General features: G+C 74.0%; 14 protein-coding genes and 1 pseudogene. 10 read left to right on the top strand and 5 right to left on the bottom strand.

Going from position 1 to position 16,275, the window contains the following annotated elements; all coding sequences use genetic code 11:
• Positions 1–33: 33 nt before the first annotated feature.
• The gene (locus KUM39_RS19705; RefSeq protein ID WP_217787053.1) at positions 34–471 is read right to left on the bottom strand and encodes a cell division protein SepF; all 438 of its coding nucleotides are present in this window, start codon (positions 469–471) and stop codon (positions 34–36) included.
• Between the two features lie 317 nt (positions 472–788).
• Between KUM39_RS19705 and KUM39_RS19700 the strand changes: the two genes are divergently transcribed.
• From KUM39_RS19700 to KUM39_RS19670, 7 genes are all read left to right on the top strand, one after another.
• On the top strand, positions 789–1,955 hold the full coding sequence (locus KUM39_RS19700) for a DUF5685 family protein (protein WP_217787052.1): 1,167 nt from the start codon (positions 789–791) through the stop codon (positions 1,953–1,955).
• A 421-nt stretch (positions 1,956–2,376) separates the two neighbouring features.
• Positions 2,377–3,165: a DUF1684 domain-containing protein gene (locus tag KUM39_RS19695; RefSeq protein ID WP_217787051.1), complete on the top strand. Its 789-nt coding sequence runs from the start codon at positions 2,377–2,379 to the stop codon at positions 3,163–3,165.
• 288 nt (positions 3,166–3,453) lie between these two features.
• A complete protein-coding gene (locus KUM39_RS19690) occupies positions 3,454–4,347 on the top strand; it encodes a S1 family peptidase (RefSeq protein ID WP_217787050.1) in 894 nt (297 codons plus the stop codon).
• A gap of 341 nt (positions 4,348–4,688) precedes the next feature.
• Positions 4,689–5,771 (top strand): S1 family peptidase, encoded by a 1,083-nt coding sequence (locus KUM39_RS19685; protein ID WP_217787049.1) that lies wholly within the window; start codon positions 4,689–4,691, stop codon positions 5,769–5,771.
• A 213-nt stretch (positions 5,772–5,984) separates the two neighbouring features.
• Positions 5,985–9,494, top strand: a complete 3,510-nt coding sequence (locus KUM39_RS19680; RefSeq protein ID WP_217787048.1) for a DNA polymerase III subunit alpha — start codon at positions 5,985–5,987, stop codon at positions 9,492–9,494.
• Entirely contained in the window at positions 9,491–10,465 is a 975-nt protein-coding gene (locus KUM39_RS19675) for a DNA polymerase Y family protein (protein WP_217787047.1), read from the top strand. Before KUM39_RS19680 ends, KUM39_RS19675 begins: the two co-directional genes overlap by 4 nt.
• 252 nt (positions 10,466–10,717) lie before the next feature.
• Positions 10,718–11,656, top strand: a complete 939-nt coding sequence (locus KUM39_RS19670) for an esterase/lipase family protein (RefSeq protein WP_217787046.1) — start codon at positions 10,718–10,720, stop codon at positions 11,654–11,656.
• Between the two features lie 83 nt (positions 11,657–11,739).
• On the opposite strand, the gene KUM39_RS19665 is transcribed toward KUM39_RS19670, so the two are convergent.
• Positions 11,740–11,877, bottom strand: coding sequence for a hypothetical protein (locus KUM39_RS19665; RefSeq protein WP_217787045.1), 138 nt, complete (start codon positions 11,875–11,877; stop codon positions 11,740–11,742).
• Between the two features lie 147 nt (positions 11,878–12,024).
• Here KUM39_RS19665 and KUM39_RS19660 point away from each other — a divergent pair, with 147 nt between their 5' ends.
• A complete protein-coding gene (locus KUM39_RS19660; protein ID WP_217787044.1) occupies positions 12,025–12,639 on the top strand; it encodes a class I SAM-dependent methyltransferase in 615 nt (204 codons plus the stop codon).
• Positions 12,640–12,666: 27 nt separating this feature from the next.
• On the opposite strand, the gene KUM39_RS19655 is transcribed toward KUM39_RS19660, so the two are convergent.
• A complete protein-coding gene (locus KUM39_RS19655; protein ID WP_217787043.1) occupies positions 12,667–13,173 on the bottom strand; it encodes a ribonuclease FAU-1 family protein in 507 nt (168 codons plus the stop codon).
• Positions 13,154–14,083 carry a GNAT family N-acetyltransferase gene (locus KUM39_RS19650; RefSeq protein WP_217787042.1) on the bottom strand — a complete coding sequence of 310 codons (930 nt, stop codon included), beginning with the start codon at positions 14,081–14,083 and terminating at the stop codon, positions 13,154–13,156. Before KUM39_RS19650 ends, KUM39_RS19655 begins: the two co-directional genes overlap by 20 nt.
• A 72-nt stretch (positions 14,084–14,155) precedes the next feature.
• Here KUM39_RS19650 and KUM39_RS19645 point away from each other — a divergent pair, with 72 nt between their 5' ends.
• Positions 14,156–14,524 (top strand): GntR family transcriptional regulator, encoded by a 369-nt coding sequence (locus tag KUM39_RS19645; protein ID WP_217787041.1) that lies wholly within the window; start codon positions 14,156–14,158, stop codon positions 14,522–14,524.
• 146 nt (positions 14,525–14,670) lie between these two features.
• Here the strand turns inward: KUM39_RS19645 and KUM39_RS19640 are convergent, their stop codons facing one another.
• Positions 14,671–15,765, bottom strand: a complete 1,095-nt coding sequence (locus tag KUM39_RS19640) for a DUF5925 domain-containing protein (protein ID WP_217787040.1) — start codon at positions 15,763–15,765, stop codon at positions 14,671–14,673.
• A gap of 137 nt (positions 15,766–15,902) precedes the next feature.
• On the opposite strand from KUM39_RS19640, the pseudogene KUM39_RS19635 reads away from it, so the two are divergent.
• Positions 15,903–16,275, top strand: a pseudogene (locus KUM39_RS19635) (xylan 1,4-beta-xylosidase); the annotation flags it as partial.

Below are 16,275 nucleotides of genomic sequence, written 5' to 3'. Positions count from 1 at the left end.
GCCGCGGGGGCGGGGCCGGTGAGCGGCCCCGCCTCAGCTCTGGTTGAAGAAACCGTCCTCGCGGCGCCCGGCGGGCTCACTGCTGACGATCTCGGTGTTGGACGGCGTCAGCAGGAACACCCGGGTCGCCACCCGCTCGATGCTGCCGCGCAGGCCGAAGATCAGCCCGGCCGCGAAGTCCACCACGCGCTTGGCGTCGGCGGGCTCCATCGAGGTGAGGTTCATGATGACCGGGACGCCGTCCCGGAACAGCTCACCGATGGCGCGGGCGTCCCGGAAGCTGTCCGGAGTGACCGTGCCGATCCGGCGGCCCTTCTCCTCGGCCGTGTCCGTGGCCACCTTCACCCGCGGGTCCGTGACCCAGGCGTCCCCGGACTGTGTGCCCTCGGAGTAGTCGTCGTCGTAGTAACGCTCGTCGTCGTTGTCATCGACGAGGCCGAGCCACGCACTCGCCTTGCGTACCGATCCCATGATGGACGCCTCCTCTCACAGCGGTCCTTCTTGTTTCCGCATCCCTATGGTCATCCATGATGCGGACGGAGCGCCAAGTGGATAGACGCCGCGCGGGGGGTTTGTGACGGTACTGGTGCACAGTCGATCCGTCGAGAGTCCTTGTGCCCCAAGGGGTCGGACTCATACGGCTGCTGACTGTGAGTGAAATATGATTGTCGCTGGCACATGGGTGACGTTCGGGGTGTCCGGGGGGACGTCGGGGGGTGCCGCGCCCGGTCCGTACGCCGCTACGATGCCGCGCGGCTCAACGGAACGGCACATCACGGGGGATCGTCGTGTTCGGAATCGTCAGGCCGTGCGCACACCGGCTGGGGGACGGACTCAAGGGCCGGTGGACGGCCCACTTGTGCGGACTGTGCCTCGCGCTGCGCGACGACCACGGGCAGTTCGCGCGGGTCGTCACCCACTACGACGCCCTGCTGGTCTCGGTCCTGACGGAGGCTCAGACCGGCCCGGTCGAGGGCTCCCCGCGCACCGCGGGGCCGTGCCCGCTGCGCGGGATGCGGACCGCGTCCGTCGTGCGCGGCGAGGGCGCGCGGCTCGCCGCCGCCGTCTCGCTGGTGCTCGCCGCCGCCAAGGTCCGCGACCATGTCGCGGACGGAGACGGGCCGCTGGCCCGGCGGCCGGTGGCCGCCGCCGCCCGCCGGGTCGCCGCGGGCTGGGGCCGCGCCGGAGCGCGCGGCGGCGCCGCGGTCGGCTTCGACACCGGTGTCCTGGTGGACGCCGTGGAACGCCAGGCGGGACTGGAGGCCCTGGCCGGGCCGGGCACGCCGCTGCACGCGGTCACCGAGCCCACCGGGACCGCCACGGCCGCCGCGTTCGCGCACACCGCCGTCCTCGCGGGCCGCCCCGGCAACGCGGCACCGCTCGCCGAGGCCGGGCGCCACTTCGGCCGCCTGGCCCATCTGCTGGACGCAGTGGAGGACAGGGACGCCGACGCCGCGTCCGGCGCGTGGAACCCGCTCACCGCGACCGGCACCCCGCTCACCGAGGCCCGGCGGCTCGCGGACGAAGCCGTGCACGGCATCCGGCGCGCCCTGCGCGCGGCCGAGTTCACCGACCCGGCGCTCGTCCACGCGCTGCTCGCGCACGAACCGGCCCGGTCGGTGGACCGGGCGTTCGGCACCACGGCCTGCGGCCACCCGCCCGAGGCCGCGTTCGGCCCGCCGCCCGGTCCGGACGCGCCGTACCGGCCGGACGACCCCTTCCGGGCCCCGTACGGCGGTGAGCCGCCCCGCCCCGACCGGCGCGGGTTCTGGGCGGGCTGCGCGGTCGCCGTCGGCCTGTGCTGCACCTGCAAGGTGTGCTGCGCCGACACCTACGAGGGCCCCTGGTCCGGCAAGCGCCGGGAGGGCTGGTGCGGCAACTGCGACTGCGGAGACTGCGACTGCTCGTGCTGCGACTGCTGTTCCTGCGGTTCCTGCTGCGACTGCGACTGCTGATGAGGAGTCACCCGCGGGACACGTCCGGCGAGGGGCGCGCGGTGTGAGAGGCGGAGGCCGACGCGGCAGGGGAGCGGCGCGCTCGACAGGACGCGGACCACACACGACCGAGGCCGATGTCGGAGCGGGCGACCAGCCTCGGCAACGCGTCGCGCCGCGCGCGTAGTCGTGGCGCGCGGTCCCGCCGAGGGGCGGGGGCCGTACCCCTCCGGCGAGCGCCCTCCGGCGCCGCCGGGAGCGGCCTTCGCGCGCGCTGCACTCGTGTGAACGGCACCAATGTGCCGCGAAGAGGAAACGGGTGAGTGCTCCGCACCGGTGCCCCTGGGTACCGGTGACCTGGTGCCTTCGCGCTCCCGCGTGGAACACGGAGTACCGGGACACCGCCGGAACCCTCCGGCACCACCGACGAAGGGAACCCCCGATGAACGCCGACGCCGACTGGCAGCGCTGGCACGACGACCGGGTCGCCGCGGTCTCCGCGCCGTACGGACCGCTCTCGCTGACCGGGACGTACTGGCTCGCCGATCACCCCGACGGGCGGCTGCCCGGTCTGCGCGGCCACTGGGCGGCGGACGCGGCCGGGGTGGTGCTGACCGCCGACGAGGACGCCGGGCTGACCGTGGACGGCAAGCCGTTCTCCGGCGAGATCCACCTCGTCGCGGACAGCGGCCCGGCGGCCGGTTCGCGGGTCGCGCTGGGGGAGCGGCGGCTGGTCGTGCTGGTCCGCGAGGACGTCTGGGGCGTTCGCGTCCACGACCCCGCCGCCGAGCGGCGGCGCGCCTTCCGGGACATCACGGCGGCCCCCTACGACCCCCGCTGGTCGGTGCCGGGCCGTTTCACCCCGTACGAGGAGCCGCGCACCGTGCGGGTCGGCAACGCGGACGGGCGGGAACGCGGGCTGGAGCTGGCGGGCGAACTCGCCTTCACCCTGGAGGGCGGCGCGTACACGCTGCGGGTCGCGCAGCGGGGGGACGGCTCGCTGTGGGCGGTGTTCGCCGACGTCACCGGGGGTGGCGGCGTCGGCGGCGGGGGGTTCCCGTTCCGCTTCCTGTACCCGGCGGTGCCGGACGCGGACGGGCTCACCACGGTCGATTTCAACCGGGCCCAGCTCCCGCCGTGCGCCTTCGCCGACCACTTCGTCTGTCCCTTCCCGCCGCCCGGGAACCGGCTCGATCTGGCCATCGAGGCCGGGGAACACGCGGTCGTCTGAGGCGAGTGGGGCGGGTGGGACGGCGGGTCCGGCCCGGCCGGGGACGGACCCGCCCCCGTCCCCGGCTGCGCCGACACGGCACGGCGGGCGCCCCGGCCCCGCACGGCCGGGGCGCCCGGTGTGCCTCGGCCGAAAGGGGCTCTTGTGCCGACCGGGCGGTCGGCCGAATACTCCCCTTCAGCGCTTGTCAGGGGCATGCAAGATCCGCGACCCGGAACCGCTCCCGACTGCGCCTCACGGGCCCCGACCCCACGCGGGCCCCCGAATTCCCCTGGGAGGGAACGAAACGTGAGGATCAAGCGCACCACTCCCCGCAGCGGCAGACGAACCCGGCTGATCGCTGTCGCCACCGGCTTCCTCGCCGCGGCGGCGTTCGCCGCCCCCACCGCGAACGCGAGCGAGGTCCAGACGTTCAGCGCCAACCAGCTGACCCAGGCCGGTTCCTCGGTCCTGCGGGCCGACGTCCCCGGCACGTCCTGGGCCGTTGACGCCAAGACCAACCGCCTGGTCGTCACCGTGGACAGCACGGTCACCCAGGCCGAGGTCAACCGGATCAAGGAGCAGGCCGGTGGCAACGCGGGCGCGCTCACCATCAAGCACACCCCCGGCCAGTTCAAGAAGCTGATCTCCGGTGGCGACGCCATCTGGGGCGGTCAGTACCGCTGCTCGCTGGGCTTCAACGTGCACAGCGGCAGCACCTGGTACTTCCTGACGGCCGGGCACTGCGGTGAGGTCGCCTCGACCTGGTACAGCAACTCGGGCCACACCACGGTGCTGGGCACGAACGTGAACTACAGCTTCCCGGGCGACGACTTCGCCCTGGTGCGCTACACCAACTCCTCCATCGCGCACCCCAGCGCGGTCGGGAGCCAGAGCATCACCAGTGCGGCCACCCCGTCCGTGGGGACCACCGTCACCCGGCGCGGCTCCACCACCGGCACGCACAGCGGCCGGGTCACCGCGCTCAACGCGACGGTCAACTACGGCGGCGGTGACGTCGTCTCCGGCCTCATCCAGACCACGGTCTGCGCCGAGGGCGGCGACAGCGGCGGCCCGCTCTACGGCGGGTCCACCGCCTACGGTCTGACCTCCGGCGGCAGCGGCGACTGCACCTCCGGCGGTACGACCTTCTTCCAGCCGGTCACCGAGGCGCTGAGCCGGTACGGCGTCACCCTGCCCTGATCCAGGGCCCCTTCGGGCGGACCCCCGCACACGTCCTGTGTGCGGGGGTCCGCCGCTGTGCGCGCGGCACGGTCCGCTGTGCGAGGGGCGATTTTCGGCCACGGCCGAACGGCGTCCGCGTGGTCAGGAGTTACCGATGCGTAGTGTTTGCAGTGTGAAGGCCCAGGTGTGACTGTCCTCCGTCAAGAAGATCGACGGTGAACGGGTGTGCCGTACACGCGACCTGAACTCGACCTTGTGTGTCCCGGCGGCGTCAGGGAAGAGTGGTCGCACGTCAACCAGCCCTTCCGGCCCGTCAGGTCCCCACAACCCACGGGTCGATCCCCCACAGGAGGAGTGAGTTGCAGCACCGACGCATATCCACGCGACGGGTCGCCGTGACAGGCGCCGGCATCGCCGCGCTGGTCGCCACGGGACTTTCCTTCCAGACTGCGAACGCCAGCGAACCCGTGAAGTCGGCCGCGGAACCCCACGTTCTGTCGGTCCCGGCGGCCGGAAAGCTCGCCTCGTCGCTCACGCGGGACCTCGGTTCCCACACGGCCGGCAGCTACTACGACACCCAGGCCAAGAGCCTCGTCGTGAACGTGCTCGACGCCGACGCGGCGAAGACCGTCCAGGCGGCCGGAGCCAGGGCCAGAATCGTCCAGAACTCGCTGGCCGCCCTCGACGGCGCCCGGACGACCCTGAAGAAGGACGCCACCATCCCCGGCACCTCGTGGGCGACCGACCCGGTCTCCAACAAGGTCGTCGTCACCGCCGACAGCACGGTGACCGGGGCCGCGCGGACGAAGCTCGGCAAGGTCGTGGAGCGGCTCGGCGGCAAGGCCGAACTGAAGCAGTCCAAGGGGAAGTTCGAGCCCTTCATCGCCGGTGGTGACGCCATCAACGGCTCGGGCGGGCGCTGCTCGCTCGGCTTCAACGTCACCAAGGGCGGCGAGCCGTACTTCCTGACCGCCGGTCACTGCACCGACGCCATCGACAACTGGACGGACGCCTCCGGCAACCCGCTCGGTTCGAACGCGGCCTCGCAGTTCCCGGGCAACGACTTCGGTCTGGTCAAGTACTCGTCCAGCACCGCCCACCCGAGCGAGGTGGACCTCTACAACGGCTCCTCGCAGAAGATCACGGGCGCGGCCGACGCCACCGTGGGCATGAAGGTCACCCGCAGCGGGTCCACCACCCAGGTGCACGGCGGCACGGTCACCGGCCTCAACGCCACCGTCAACTACTCGGAGGGCACGGTCAGCGGTCTGATCCAGACCGACGTGTGCGCCGAGCCGGGCGACAGCGGCGGCTCGCTGTTCTCCGGCAGCAGCGCCATCGGCCTGACCTCCGGCGGTGACGGCGACTGCACCTCCGGCGGTACGACCTTCTTCCAGCCGGTCACCGAGGCGCTCTCCGCCACGGGCACCCAGATCGGCTGAGGCGAGCCCTTCCGGGCGGCACCTCGAAGCCCCGTCCCCCTTGCGAGGGGGACGGGGCTTCGCCGTGTCCGGGGCACCCCGGACACGTTCGCGCAGGTGGCAGGGGGTGTCCGCGCCATCGTACGTATGTTCGAGAAGGGAGGTATGGTGGAGACGGAAGCAGGGAACTGATGTTCGAGTGCCGTTCGGTGCTCCTGAGCGCGGGAGGTGCGTGTGCCGGGTTTCGCGCATCTGCGCACCGCCTCCGGGTTCTCCCTGCGGTACGGCGCCTCGCACCCCGAGCGGCTGGCCGCACGGGCCGCCGAGCGGGGCATGGACACCCTCGCCCTCACCGACCGCGACTCGCTCGCCGGTGCGGTCCGCTTCGCCAAGGCGTGCGCGGCGGCCGGGGTCCGCCCGCTGTTCGGCGTGGACCTCGCGGTCGCCGTGCCCGGCCCGGCCCCCGGCCCGGCGGACCCGGCCCGCCCGCGCACCCCGGTGCGCGGCGGCGCCTTCGTGGACGAGTCCGCGCCCCGTGTCACCTACCTCGCCCGTGACGGCGCCCGCGGCTGGGCCGAGCTGTGCGCCCTGGTCACCGCCGCGCACCGGGGCGGCGGCGGACCCCTCCTGCCGTGGGACGCCAACCACGGCGACGGCCTGACTGTGCTGCTCGGCCCCCACTCCGACGTGGGCCGCGCCCTCGCCGCCGGACGCCCCGACCTCGCCGCCCGGCTGCTCGCCCCCTGGCGCGAGATCTACGGCGACGCCCTCCGCCTCGAAGCCGTCCGGCACGACCGCGCGGGCACCGGACCCGGCTCCCTGCGGCTGGCCGCCCGTACCCTCGGCCTCGCCGCCGAGCAGGGCGTCCGGCCGGTGCTCAGCAACGCCGTCCGCTACGCCGACCCCGGCCAGGGACCTCTGGCGGACGTCCTGGACGCCGCCCGCCTGCTGGTGCCGATCGACCCCCGCGGCGAACCGGACTCCGGCGAGGCGTGGCTGAAGGACCCGGCGGCCATGCTCCGTACCGCCGAGCGCGTGGTGGAGGCGGCCGGTTTCCGGCGCGACACCGCCGCGCGGCTGCTGGAGCAGACCCTCGCCACCGCCGCCGAGTGCCGGGTGGACCCGCGGGCCGACCTCGGCATCGGCGGCGTCCACTTCCCCGAGGCGCGCCTCGTCGGCGCGGGCCGCCGCACCGCGCAGCGCGCCCTCGCCTCCCGTGCCGCCGCCGGTATGGTCCGCCTCGGCCACACCCACCGCCGCGCCTACTGGGACCGGATGCACCACGAGCTGGACATCATCGCCCACCACGGCTACGCCTCGTACTTCCTGACGGTCGCCCAGGTCACCGACGACGTACGGCGCCGGGGCATCCGGGTCGCCGCGCGCGGCTCCGGCGCCGGATCGCTGGTCAACCACCTCCTCGGCATCGCCCGTGCCGACCCGATGGAACACGGCCTGCTGATGGAGCGGTTCCTGTCCCGGCAGCGCGCGGTGCTGCCGGACATCGACATCGACGTGGAGTCCGCCCGCCGGATCGAGGTCTACCGCGCGATCATCGCCAGGTTCGGCACCGAGCGGGTGGCGACCGTCGCCATGCCCGAGACGTACCGGGTCCGGCACGCCGTGCGCGACGTCGGCGCGGCCCTGTCCCTCGACCCCGCCGAGATCGACCGGATCGCCAAGTCCTTCCCGCACATCCGGGCCCGCGACGCCCGCACCGCGCTCGCCGAACTGCCCGAGCTGAAACGGCTCGCGGGCGAGGGGGCACGGTACGAGAGGCTGTGGGAGCTGGTCGAGGGGCTGGACGCGCTGCCGCGCGGGGTCGCCATGCACCCGTGCGGGGTGCTGCTCTCCGACGCCTCGCTGCCCGCCCGCACCCCGGTCGTCCCGACCAGCGGCGAGGGCCTGCCGATGTCCCAGTTCGACAAGGAGGACGTGGAGGACCTCGGGCTGCTCAAACTCGATGTGCTGGGCGTACGGATGCAGTCCGCGATGGCGCACGCGGTCGCGGAGACCGAGCGGGCGTCCGGCGAGCGGATCGGCCTGGACACGCTGCCCGAGGACGACCCGGCGACGTACCGGCTGATCCGGTCCACCGAGACGCTCGGCTGCTTCCAGATCGAGTCGCCCGGCCAGCGGGATCTGGTGGGGCGGCTCCAGCCGTCCGTCTTCCACGACCTCGTCGTGGACATCTCCCTCTTCCGGCCCGGCCCGGTCGCCGCCGACATGGTGCGGCCGTTCGTCGAGGCACGGCACGGCCGGGCCCCCGCCCGCGTCCCGCACGAGAGCCTGGCGGAGGCGCTGGACGACACCTACGGGGTCGTCGTCTTCCACGAGCAGATCATCGAGATCATCTCCCGGATGACCGGCTTCGACCGGGGCGTCGCCGACCAGGCCCGCCGGCACCTGTCCGACCCGGAGGAACAGGCCCGGATCAGGGAGTGGTTCGGCGGTCACGCGGCGGCGCGCGGCCACGACTTCGACACCATCCTGCGCACCTGGCGGATCGTCGAGGCGTTCGGCTCCTACGGCTTCTGCAAGGCGCACGCCGTCGCCTTCGCCGTGCCCACCTACCAGTCGGCCTGGCTGAAGGCGCACCACCCGGCCGCCTTCTACGCCGGACTGCTCACCCACGACCCCGGTATGTACCCCAAGCGGCTGCTGCTGGCGGACGCCCGGCGGCGCGGGGTGCCGATCCTGCCGCTGGACGTGAACGCCTCGGGCGCCGCACACCGGATCGAACCGGTGTCCGGTGAGGGCGGGGGCGAGGTGTGGGGGCTGCGGCTCGCGCTCGGGGACGTGCAGGGCATCTCCGCCGCCGAGGCCCGCCGGATCGAGGAGGGCCGCCCCTACTCCTCGCTGCGGGACTTCTGGGAACGCGCCCGGCCGAGCCGCCCGCTGGCCGACCGGCTCGCCCGGGTCGGCGCGCTCGACGCGTTCGGCGCCAACCGCCGCGACCTCCAACTGCACCTGTCCGAACTCCACCGGAGCGCCCGGGGCGGGGGCGGCGGGCAACTCCCGCTGGCCGGAGGGCGCGGGACCGCACCGGCCGGGCTGCCCGACCTCACCCCCGAGGAACGCCTCAGCGCCGAACTCGGCGTGCTCTCCCTGGACGCCTCGTACCACCTGATGGACGACCACACCGGGTTCCTCCGCGAACTCGGCGTGCTCTCCGCGCGGCAACTCCGGGACGCCCCGCACGGCGCGACGGTACTGGTCGCGGGCGCCAAGGCGGCCACCCAGACGCCGCCGATCCGCTCCGGGAAACGGGTCATCTTCACCACCCTGGACGACGGCACCGGCCTGGTGGACCTGGCCTTCTTCGACGACTCCCACGACAACTGCGCGCACACCGTCTTCCACTCCTGGCTGCTGCTGGTCCGGGGCGTGGTGCAGCGGCGCGGACCGCGCAGCCTCAGCGTGGTCGGGGCCGCCGTCTGGAATCTCGCCGACCTGCTGGAGATCCGCCGCACCGAGGGGCTCGACGGCGTCGCCGCCCGGCTCGCCGGGGACGGTTCCGAGGGCAGCGGCGAGGACTTCGGGCCGCCCGGACCGCGCCTGCTCGGTGTGGACGGCCGCCCCCGCACGGTCGGACCGCCGGTCCGGGGTCCGATCGGCGGCGGCCGGACCCTCCGCATGTCCACCGGGTACCGGATGAACCCCTGGGCCGACCTGCGCCCGGCGGGCGAAGGGGCCCCGGTGGGACGGAAGTTGTGGCACCAGAGCCCGGGGAGCGCGGGATGACCGTCGTCTGTATACGTTTCCTGCCGCCGCCCGGGTACGAGGACGTGCCGCCCGGTCTGCTCGGGCTGCTGGAGGAGTTCACCCCCGTCGTGCAGGCGCTGCCGCCCGACGGGGCGCTGGCCGATCTCGGCGGCGCCGAGCGGTACTTCGGGCAGGACGGCCTCAGGCTCGCCCCGCTGATCCGGGTGCGCGCCCTCGCCCGGTACGGCGTGGACTGCGCGATCGGCGCCGGACCCGGACCGCTGCTCGCCCGTCTCGCGCTGCGCGGTGCCCGCCCCGGCGAGATCCGCGCGGTGCCCGAAGACCCCCGCGCCGTGGCGGAGTTCCTCGCCGGGCTGCCGGTCACCGCGCTGCCCGGCGTCGGCCCGGCCACCGCCCGCACCCTGTGCGGGTACGGCCTGGACACCCTCGGGCTGGTCGCCGCCGCGCCCCCCGGCACGCTCCAGCGGCTGGTCGGCGCGCGCACCGCCCGCGAGCTGCGGGAACGGGCGGCCGGTATCGACCGGAGCCGGGTGGCGCCGAACGCCGCCGCCCGCTCCCTCACCGCCGAACGGACCTTCCCCCTGGACGAGTTGGACCCCGCCCGGCACCGCAGGGAACTGCTGTCGGCCGCCGAGGAGACCGGCGCCCGGCTGCGCGCGGGGGAGCAGGTCTGCCGCGCCCTCACCCTCACCGTGCGCTACGCCGACCGCTCCACCACCACACGTGGCCGCACGCTCGCCGAGCCGACCGCGCACTCGGCCGCCCTCACGGGGACGGCGTACGGGCTCTACGGCTCCCTCGGTCTCCAGCGGGCCCGGGTGCGGGGCCTCGTGCTGCGCGCCGAGGGGCTCACCGACGCGGACCGTGCCTCCCACCAGCTCTCCTTCGACCCCGTGGACGAGAAGCTCCGCCGGATCGAGGAGGTCGCGGACCGGGCGCGGGCGCGGTTCGGGCCCCGCGCGGTGATGCCGGGGTCGCTGGCGGCCTGAGGGGGGAGGGGGGGGCGGGGTGGGGGAAGGGGTGCGCCGCGCGTTGCCTGTTGGGGGCGTGTCCGTGCGGTGCCGCCGGTCGTTGGGGAACGCGGTGCCGATGGCCGCCCGTGGTCGTCAAAGTTTTTACTGACGCGTAACTTCCCAACGTGAGCTACTCGCCCGTAACTTGACGAGTGAACAGCATCCCGTGATCCGGATCACAGGGTAGGCCCGTCGCACCTTCCCCTTGAGCCGCAAGGAGATCGCCCGATGCTGCCCTGGAAACGAGTGCTCAGACCCCTCGCCGCACTACTGCTGTCCGCCGGTGTCGCCGTAGTCCCCACCGCCTCGGCGCACGCCACGACCCCCCACCCCGCCTCCCGCACCGCCACCGCCCCGGCCTCCGCCACTCCGGTCACCGCCTCCGCTCCCGCCGGGATCGCCGCCGGAAGCAGCGGCTGGAACGACTGGTCCTGCAAGCCCTCCGCCGCCCATCCCCGTCCGGTCGTCCTCGTCCACGGCACCCTGGGCAACTCGGTGGACAACTGGCTCGGCCTCGCCCCGTACCTCCAGGTGCGCGGGTACTGCGTCTACTCCCTGGACTACGGCCAGCTCTCCGGCGTACCCCTCTTCTACGGCCTCGGTCCCGTGGACAAGTCCGCCGAGCAGCTCTCCGCCTTCGTGGACCGGGTGCTCGCCTCGACCGGCGCCGCCAAGGCGGACATCGTCGGCCACTCCCAGGGCGGCATGATGCCCCGGTACTACCTGAAGTTCCTCGGCGGCGCCGCCAAGGTCAACGCCCTGGTCGGTATCGCTCCCAGCAACCACGGCGCCACCCTCAGTGGCCTCGCCAACCTGCTGCCGTACTTCCCCGGCGCCGAGAACCTCATCAAGAGCAGTACGCCCGCCCTCGCTGACCAGCTCCCCGGCTCCGCCTTCCTCACCAAGCTGAACGCGGGCGGCGACACCGTGCCCGGCGTGAAGTACACCGTCCTCGCCACCAAGTACGACGAGGTGGCCACGCCCTGGCAGAACCAGTACCTGAGCGGCTCGAACGTACGCAACGTGCTGCTCCAGGACCTGTGCGCGCTCGACCTCTCCGAGCACCTCGCCATCGCGCTCGTGGACCGCATCGCCTTCCACGAGGTGGCCAACGCGCTCGACCCGTCCCACGCCACCACCACCAACTGCGCGTCGGTCTTCAGCTGACGCGCTCGCGCGGGTGTGCGCGAGGGGCCTGCCCGGCGGCCGTCCGCCGGGCAGGCCCCACCCATGTCGTCGGGGGCGCGGTCTCAGCCCTCCGGCCACCACACGCGGGCGACGTCCTTGCGCACTTCCGGGCGTCCGGCGGGGCGCTCCTCGGCCTCGTCGCGGACCCGGCGGCTGTTGTCGGTCCTCTTCAGGGGCTTCTGCACGGTCGTACGGCGCATGGGGGCCTCCTTACGTGCCTACCGGGTTCCGTGTTGTCGCGGAGGTAGACGTGTTCGGGGACGATTCCTCATCGATGCCGGGTTTGTCTGTGGCCGCCGTCACGTCCGACCGGCGGGATTGTCGGTGGCCCGTGTCACGGTGAGGGCATGCACAGTGAGACGACCGCCACGGCGGGTGACGGAACCGACTGGAACGCGGCAGCCGCGACCTTCGACGACGAACCCGACCACGGCCTGCGCACCCCCGGGACCCGCGCGGCCTGGACCGCCCGCCTCGGCACCTGGCTCCCCGACCCGCCCGCCCACGTCCTCGACCTGGGCTGCGGCACCGGCAGCCTGTCGCTCCTCGCGGCCGAGCGGGGGCACCGGGTGACGGCCGTGGACAGCGCCCCCGCGATGACCGGGCTGGCCCGGGCCAAACTCGCCGGTCATGACGCGGCGGTCCTGCTGGGCGACGCGGCCACCCCGCCGGTCGGCGCCGCCCGCTTCGACGTGGTCCTGGTCCGGCACGTCCTGTGGACCCTGCCCGACTCCGCCCGCGTCCTCCGCCACTGGCGCACCCTCCTCCGCCCCGGTGGCCGCTTCGTCCTGGTCGAGGGCGTCTGGGGCACCCTCACCCCGGTCGGCATCCCCGCCACCCGCCTCGCCGACCTCCTCCGCCCCCTGGTCACCGGACTCCGCGTCGAACACCTCTCCAATGACAGGGAGTTGTGGGGGAAGGAGGTGGAGGACGAGCGGTACGCGGTGGTGGCGACGGTGTAGCGGCGGCCGGGCCGCGGGCGGCGGAGGTCAGCCGAGCAGCGAGGCGATGCCGCCCGTCGTCCGGGCCGCCCGCTCCAGCTCCGTGAGGGCCGCGACGGCGGCCTCCGCGGCGGCCGGGTCCCGTGCGGCCAGCCCGCTCGCGGCGAACTCGTCCTCGTCCAGCCGCCGTACGTCCGTGCCGTCGGCGGAGCACCACAGGTCGAGGTCCAGATCCTCCACCACCAGCACGCCCCCCTCGTGCCGCACCGCCGGTCGGGTGACGTCGCAGTACCAGCCCTTGCGGGTGTCGTCCCCGGCTCGGACCTCCTTCACCGCGTACCACCGGTCCCGCCAGTAGTGCTCGGTGAAGACGTCCCCCGGCTCGAAGCGGACGAAGCCGAAGTCCCGTACGCCCGCCCCGGCCCACGGGGCGCGCACCACGAGACGCGTGCCGTCGTCGGCCAGGCACTCCGCCGGGTAAAGGATCTTGGTACGGCCCGCCTTGGTCAGGACGACGTCCAACATGGCCGGAATGTCAGGGGAGTTCGCGGACATGGTGGATCTCCGTCGCGCAGATCTCGTAGCCGAGACGCTTGTTGATGGTGAGCATCGGGGTGTTGGACGCGTCGTTGCCGGTGAAGGCCGTGGTGAGGCCGGCGGCGCGGGCGCGGTGCAGGGAGTGCGTCTTGGCGAGGCGGGCCAGGCCGAGGCCGCGGTGGGCGCGGGCGGTACCGGTCATGCCGCTGGCGTAGTGGCCGGAGCCGTCGGTGTGCGCCACGGTGAAGGCGACCGGACGCCCGTCCGCGACTACCACCAGGGTCAACTCACGGTCCAGCAAAGGGTTTTCCCAGCTCGTCGCCAGCCACGCCGGGTAGTCCGCCAGTTCCACCGCGATCTCGCCGGGTTCGTCCCGCGTCGTCTCCGCGTCCAGCGCGAACAGCGGACGCGGGTCCGCCGCGAACGAGGCCGCCGTGCGCAGTTCCATGCCCGCCGGGACCGGGGGCGGCTCGGGCAGCGCGGTGCCCGTCAGGTCCAGCCGCAGGAAGTGACCGGGGCGGCCGGGCCGGTAGCCGCGCCGGGCGGCGAACTCCGCGTTGCCGGGCGCGTCCAGCACATAGCTGTAGCACCGGGTCGCCCCCACCGAGCCGAGATACTCCTCGGCCGTCCGTACCAGCAGCCCGCCCGCACCCCGGCCGGTCCGGTCCGGGCGTACGTACACGTTCAGATGGGCCTGCCCCGGCTCCGTGCTGTCGTGCGCCAGCGAGGCGGTCGCCACGCCGGTCACCGCACCCTCCTCGGTGGCGAGGAACAGCCGCAGCGCCGCCCCCGGCGGACTCCCCGCCACCAGATGCCGGACCGACTCCGGTGTGCACAGCAGAAACGGCAGGGCATGGCGGCGGACCCGCGCGTATCCCGCGAGATCCTCCGGTACGTCGGGGCGCAGCTCGCGCACGATCACGGTCATGGGCCCGCACCGTACGCCGCGCACCCGGACGGCCGCCTCTCCATTTCCGCCCGGCTGCGGGACAATCACCCCGTGACCCTGAAGATCCGTATCGACGCCGGTGCACCCTCCTACGAGCAGGTGCGCGCCCAGATCTCCGAGCAGGCCCGCTCCGGCGCGCTGCCCGTCGGCCACCGGCTGCCGACCGTGCGCGGTCTCGCCGAGTCCCTCGGGCTCGCGGCCAACACGGTCGCCAAGGCGTACCGCGCGCTGGAGAGCGACGGCGTGATCGAGACGCGTGGCCGCAACGGCACGTTCGTCGCGGCGGCCGGAGGCGCCGCCGAACGCGAGGCCGCCGGTGCCGCCCAGGCGTACGCGGAGCGGGTACGGCGGCTGGGTCTGAGCGAGGAGGCGGCGGCGGACGCCGTACGGGACGCCCTGCGGGCGGCCTACGGGGGCTGATCCCCGGCACGCCGGTGGCCCGACGGGGCCTGACGGTGCCTGCCCGGGCCGACCCGGCACGTCAGTCGCGTGCGGGCTGCCCGCCCGCGAGGGCCGATTCCGCGCCCCCCTCCACGGACTCGGCCCTCCGCCCCCTCAGGGACCCCCTACAGATACAGCCCCGCGTCCACACCCTCCCGCGCCCCCGGCACCGAGGTCGGCGTCGTGCCCCGGCGCAGTGCGTACAGCTCGGCCAGGGTCGCGCCGTCGCGGCCGACGCCCTCCTCCGTACCGAGCCAGTCCACCGCCTCGGTACGTGTGAGGGGGCCGACCTCGATCCGGGCAAGACAACGGCCGGGACGGACCACGGCCGGGTGCAGGCGCTCCAGGTCCTCGTTGGTGGTCACGCCGACCAGGACGTTCCGACCCTGGCCGAGCAGCCCGTCGGTCAGGTTGAGCAGCCGGGACAGCGCCTGTCCCGCGGTGTGCCGGGCCTCGCCCCGGATCAGTTCGTCGCAGTCCTCCAGCAGGAGCAGTCGCCAGCGGCCCCGCCCGGTGGCGTCCTCCTCCCCGATGGCGATGTCCATCAGATAGCCCACGTCGGAGAAGAGCCGCTCCGGGTCCAGCACGCAGTCCACCTGGCACCAGTCCCGCCAGGACCGGGCCAGCGTGCGCAGCGCGGAGGTCTTGCCGGTGCCGGGCGGACCGTGCAGCAGGAGCAGCCGGCCCGCGATGTCCTCCGGGGTGGTCTTCATCAGCCCGTCCATCGCGTCCGCCACCGGCGCCGTGTAGTTGGGTCGGATCTCCTCCCAGGTGCCCGCCGAGATCTGCCGGGCCGTACGGTACGGGCCGCGCCGGGGCGAGACGTACCAGAAGCCCATGCTCACGTTCTCCGGCTGCGGCTCCGGCTCGTCCGCCGCGCCGTCCGTGGCCAGGTCCAGCACGGACTGGGCGAGTTCGGCGCTGGTCGCGGTGACCGTCACGTCAGCGCCCCGGTTCCAGCGGGAGACCAGCAGGGTCCAGCCGTCGCCCTCCGCGAGCGTCGCGCTGCGGTCCTCGTCGCGGGCGACCCGCAGCACCCGCGCGCCGTCCGGCAGCAGGGTCGCGCCGGAACGCACCCGGTCGATGTTGGCCGCGTGCGAGAACGGCTGCTGGCCGGTGGCGAACCGGCCGAGGAACAGCGCGTCCACGACGTCGGACGGCGAGTCGGAGTCGTCCACCTGGAGCCGGATCGGCAGGGCCTCGTGCGGATTGGCGGTCATGGTCGCCATGATCCGGCACGGGTGGCCCCGGTGCACGGCATTTCCCCCGCTTGTTCCGGGTGTCCCGACCACTGCCCCCCGTACGGGGTCCGCCGTTACTGTGGTCGTCGATGCGACCTCACGGGGGGAACACGGGGATGCGACGACGGCCGCCCGCCGCCCTGCTCGGCGCGGGCGCGGCCGTCCTCGCGCTGCTCGCGGCACTCGTCTACGCGCTGCCCGGCGCCTCGCACGGCGAGGGCCGCCCGCCCGCCCCCGGCGCCTCCGGCGGCCCGTCCGTCGGCTGGGGCTTCACCCACACCCAGTACAGCGCCGACCAGGGCTCCGGCACGGCCGTCGAGCGGGCCCGGCGGCTGCTCGCCGACGGCGGCGGACTCGCCCAGGGCCAGGCGATCATGGGCTGGGGTGCCGACAACCCCGAACCGCGGAAGGGGAGTTACGACTTCGCCGCGCTGGACCGGCGGGGGGGGGGTGGCCCCCCCCCCCCTGCCCCTCCCGCCCTCCCCCCCC

The organism is Streptomyces corallincola, from assembly GCF_019104725.1.
Classification (GTDB): Bacteria; Actinomycetota; Actinomycetes; order Streptomycetales; family Streptomycetaceae; genus Streptomyces; species Streptomyces corallincola.
Note: the sequence above shows the minus strand (reverse complement) of the source record. Positions and strands in the feature narration are given on the sequence as shown.

Excerpts from the sequence above, each read along its gene's own strand:
- KUM39_RS19660 (WP_217787044.1), top strand. The coding sequence starts at position 12,025 with ATGCACAGTGAGACGACCGCCACGGCGGGTGACGGAACCGACTGGAAC.
- KUM39_RS19695 (WP_217787051.1), top strand. The coding sequence starts at position 2,377 with ATGAACGCCGACGCCGACTGGCAGCGCTGGCACGACGACCGGGTCGCC.
- KUM39_RS19655 (WP_217787043.1), bottom strand. The coding sequence starts at position 13,173 with ATGTCCGCGAACTCCCCTGACATTCCGGCCATGTTGGACGTCGTCCTG.
- KUM39_RS19665 (WP_217787045.1), bottom strand. The coding sequence starts at position 11,877 with ATGCGCCGTACGACCGTGCAGAAGCCCCTGAAGAGGACCGACAACAGC.
- KUM39_RS19650 (WP_217787042.1), bottom strand. The coding sequence starts at position 14,083 with ATGACCGTGATCGTGCGCGAGCTGCGCCCCGACGTACCGGAGGATCTC.
- KUM39_RS19670 (WP_217787046.1), top strand. The coding sequence starts at position 10,718 with ATGCTGCCCTGGAAACGAGTGCTCAGACCCCTCGCCGCACTACTGCTG.
- KUM39_RS19640 (WP_217787040.1), bottom strand. The coding sequence starts at position 15,765 with ATGACCGCCAATCCGCACGAGGCCCTGCCGATCCGGCTCCAGGTGGAC.
- KUM39_RS19675 (WP_217787047.1), top strand. The coding sequence starts at position 9,491 with ATGACCGTCGTCTGTATACGTTTCCTGCCGCCGCCCGGGTACGAGGAC.
- KUM39_RS19705 (WP_217787053.1), bottom strand. The coding sequence starts at position 471 with ATGGGATCGGTACGCAAGGCGAGTGCGTGGCTCGGCCTCGTCGATGAC.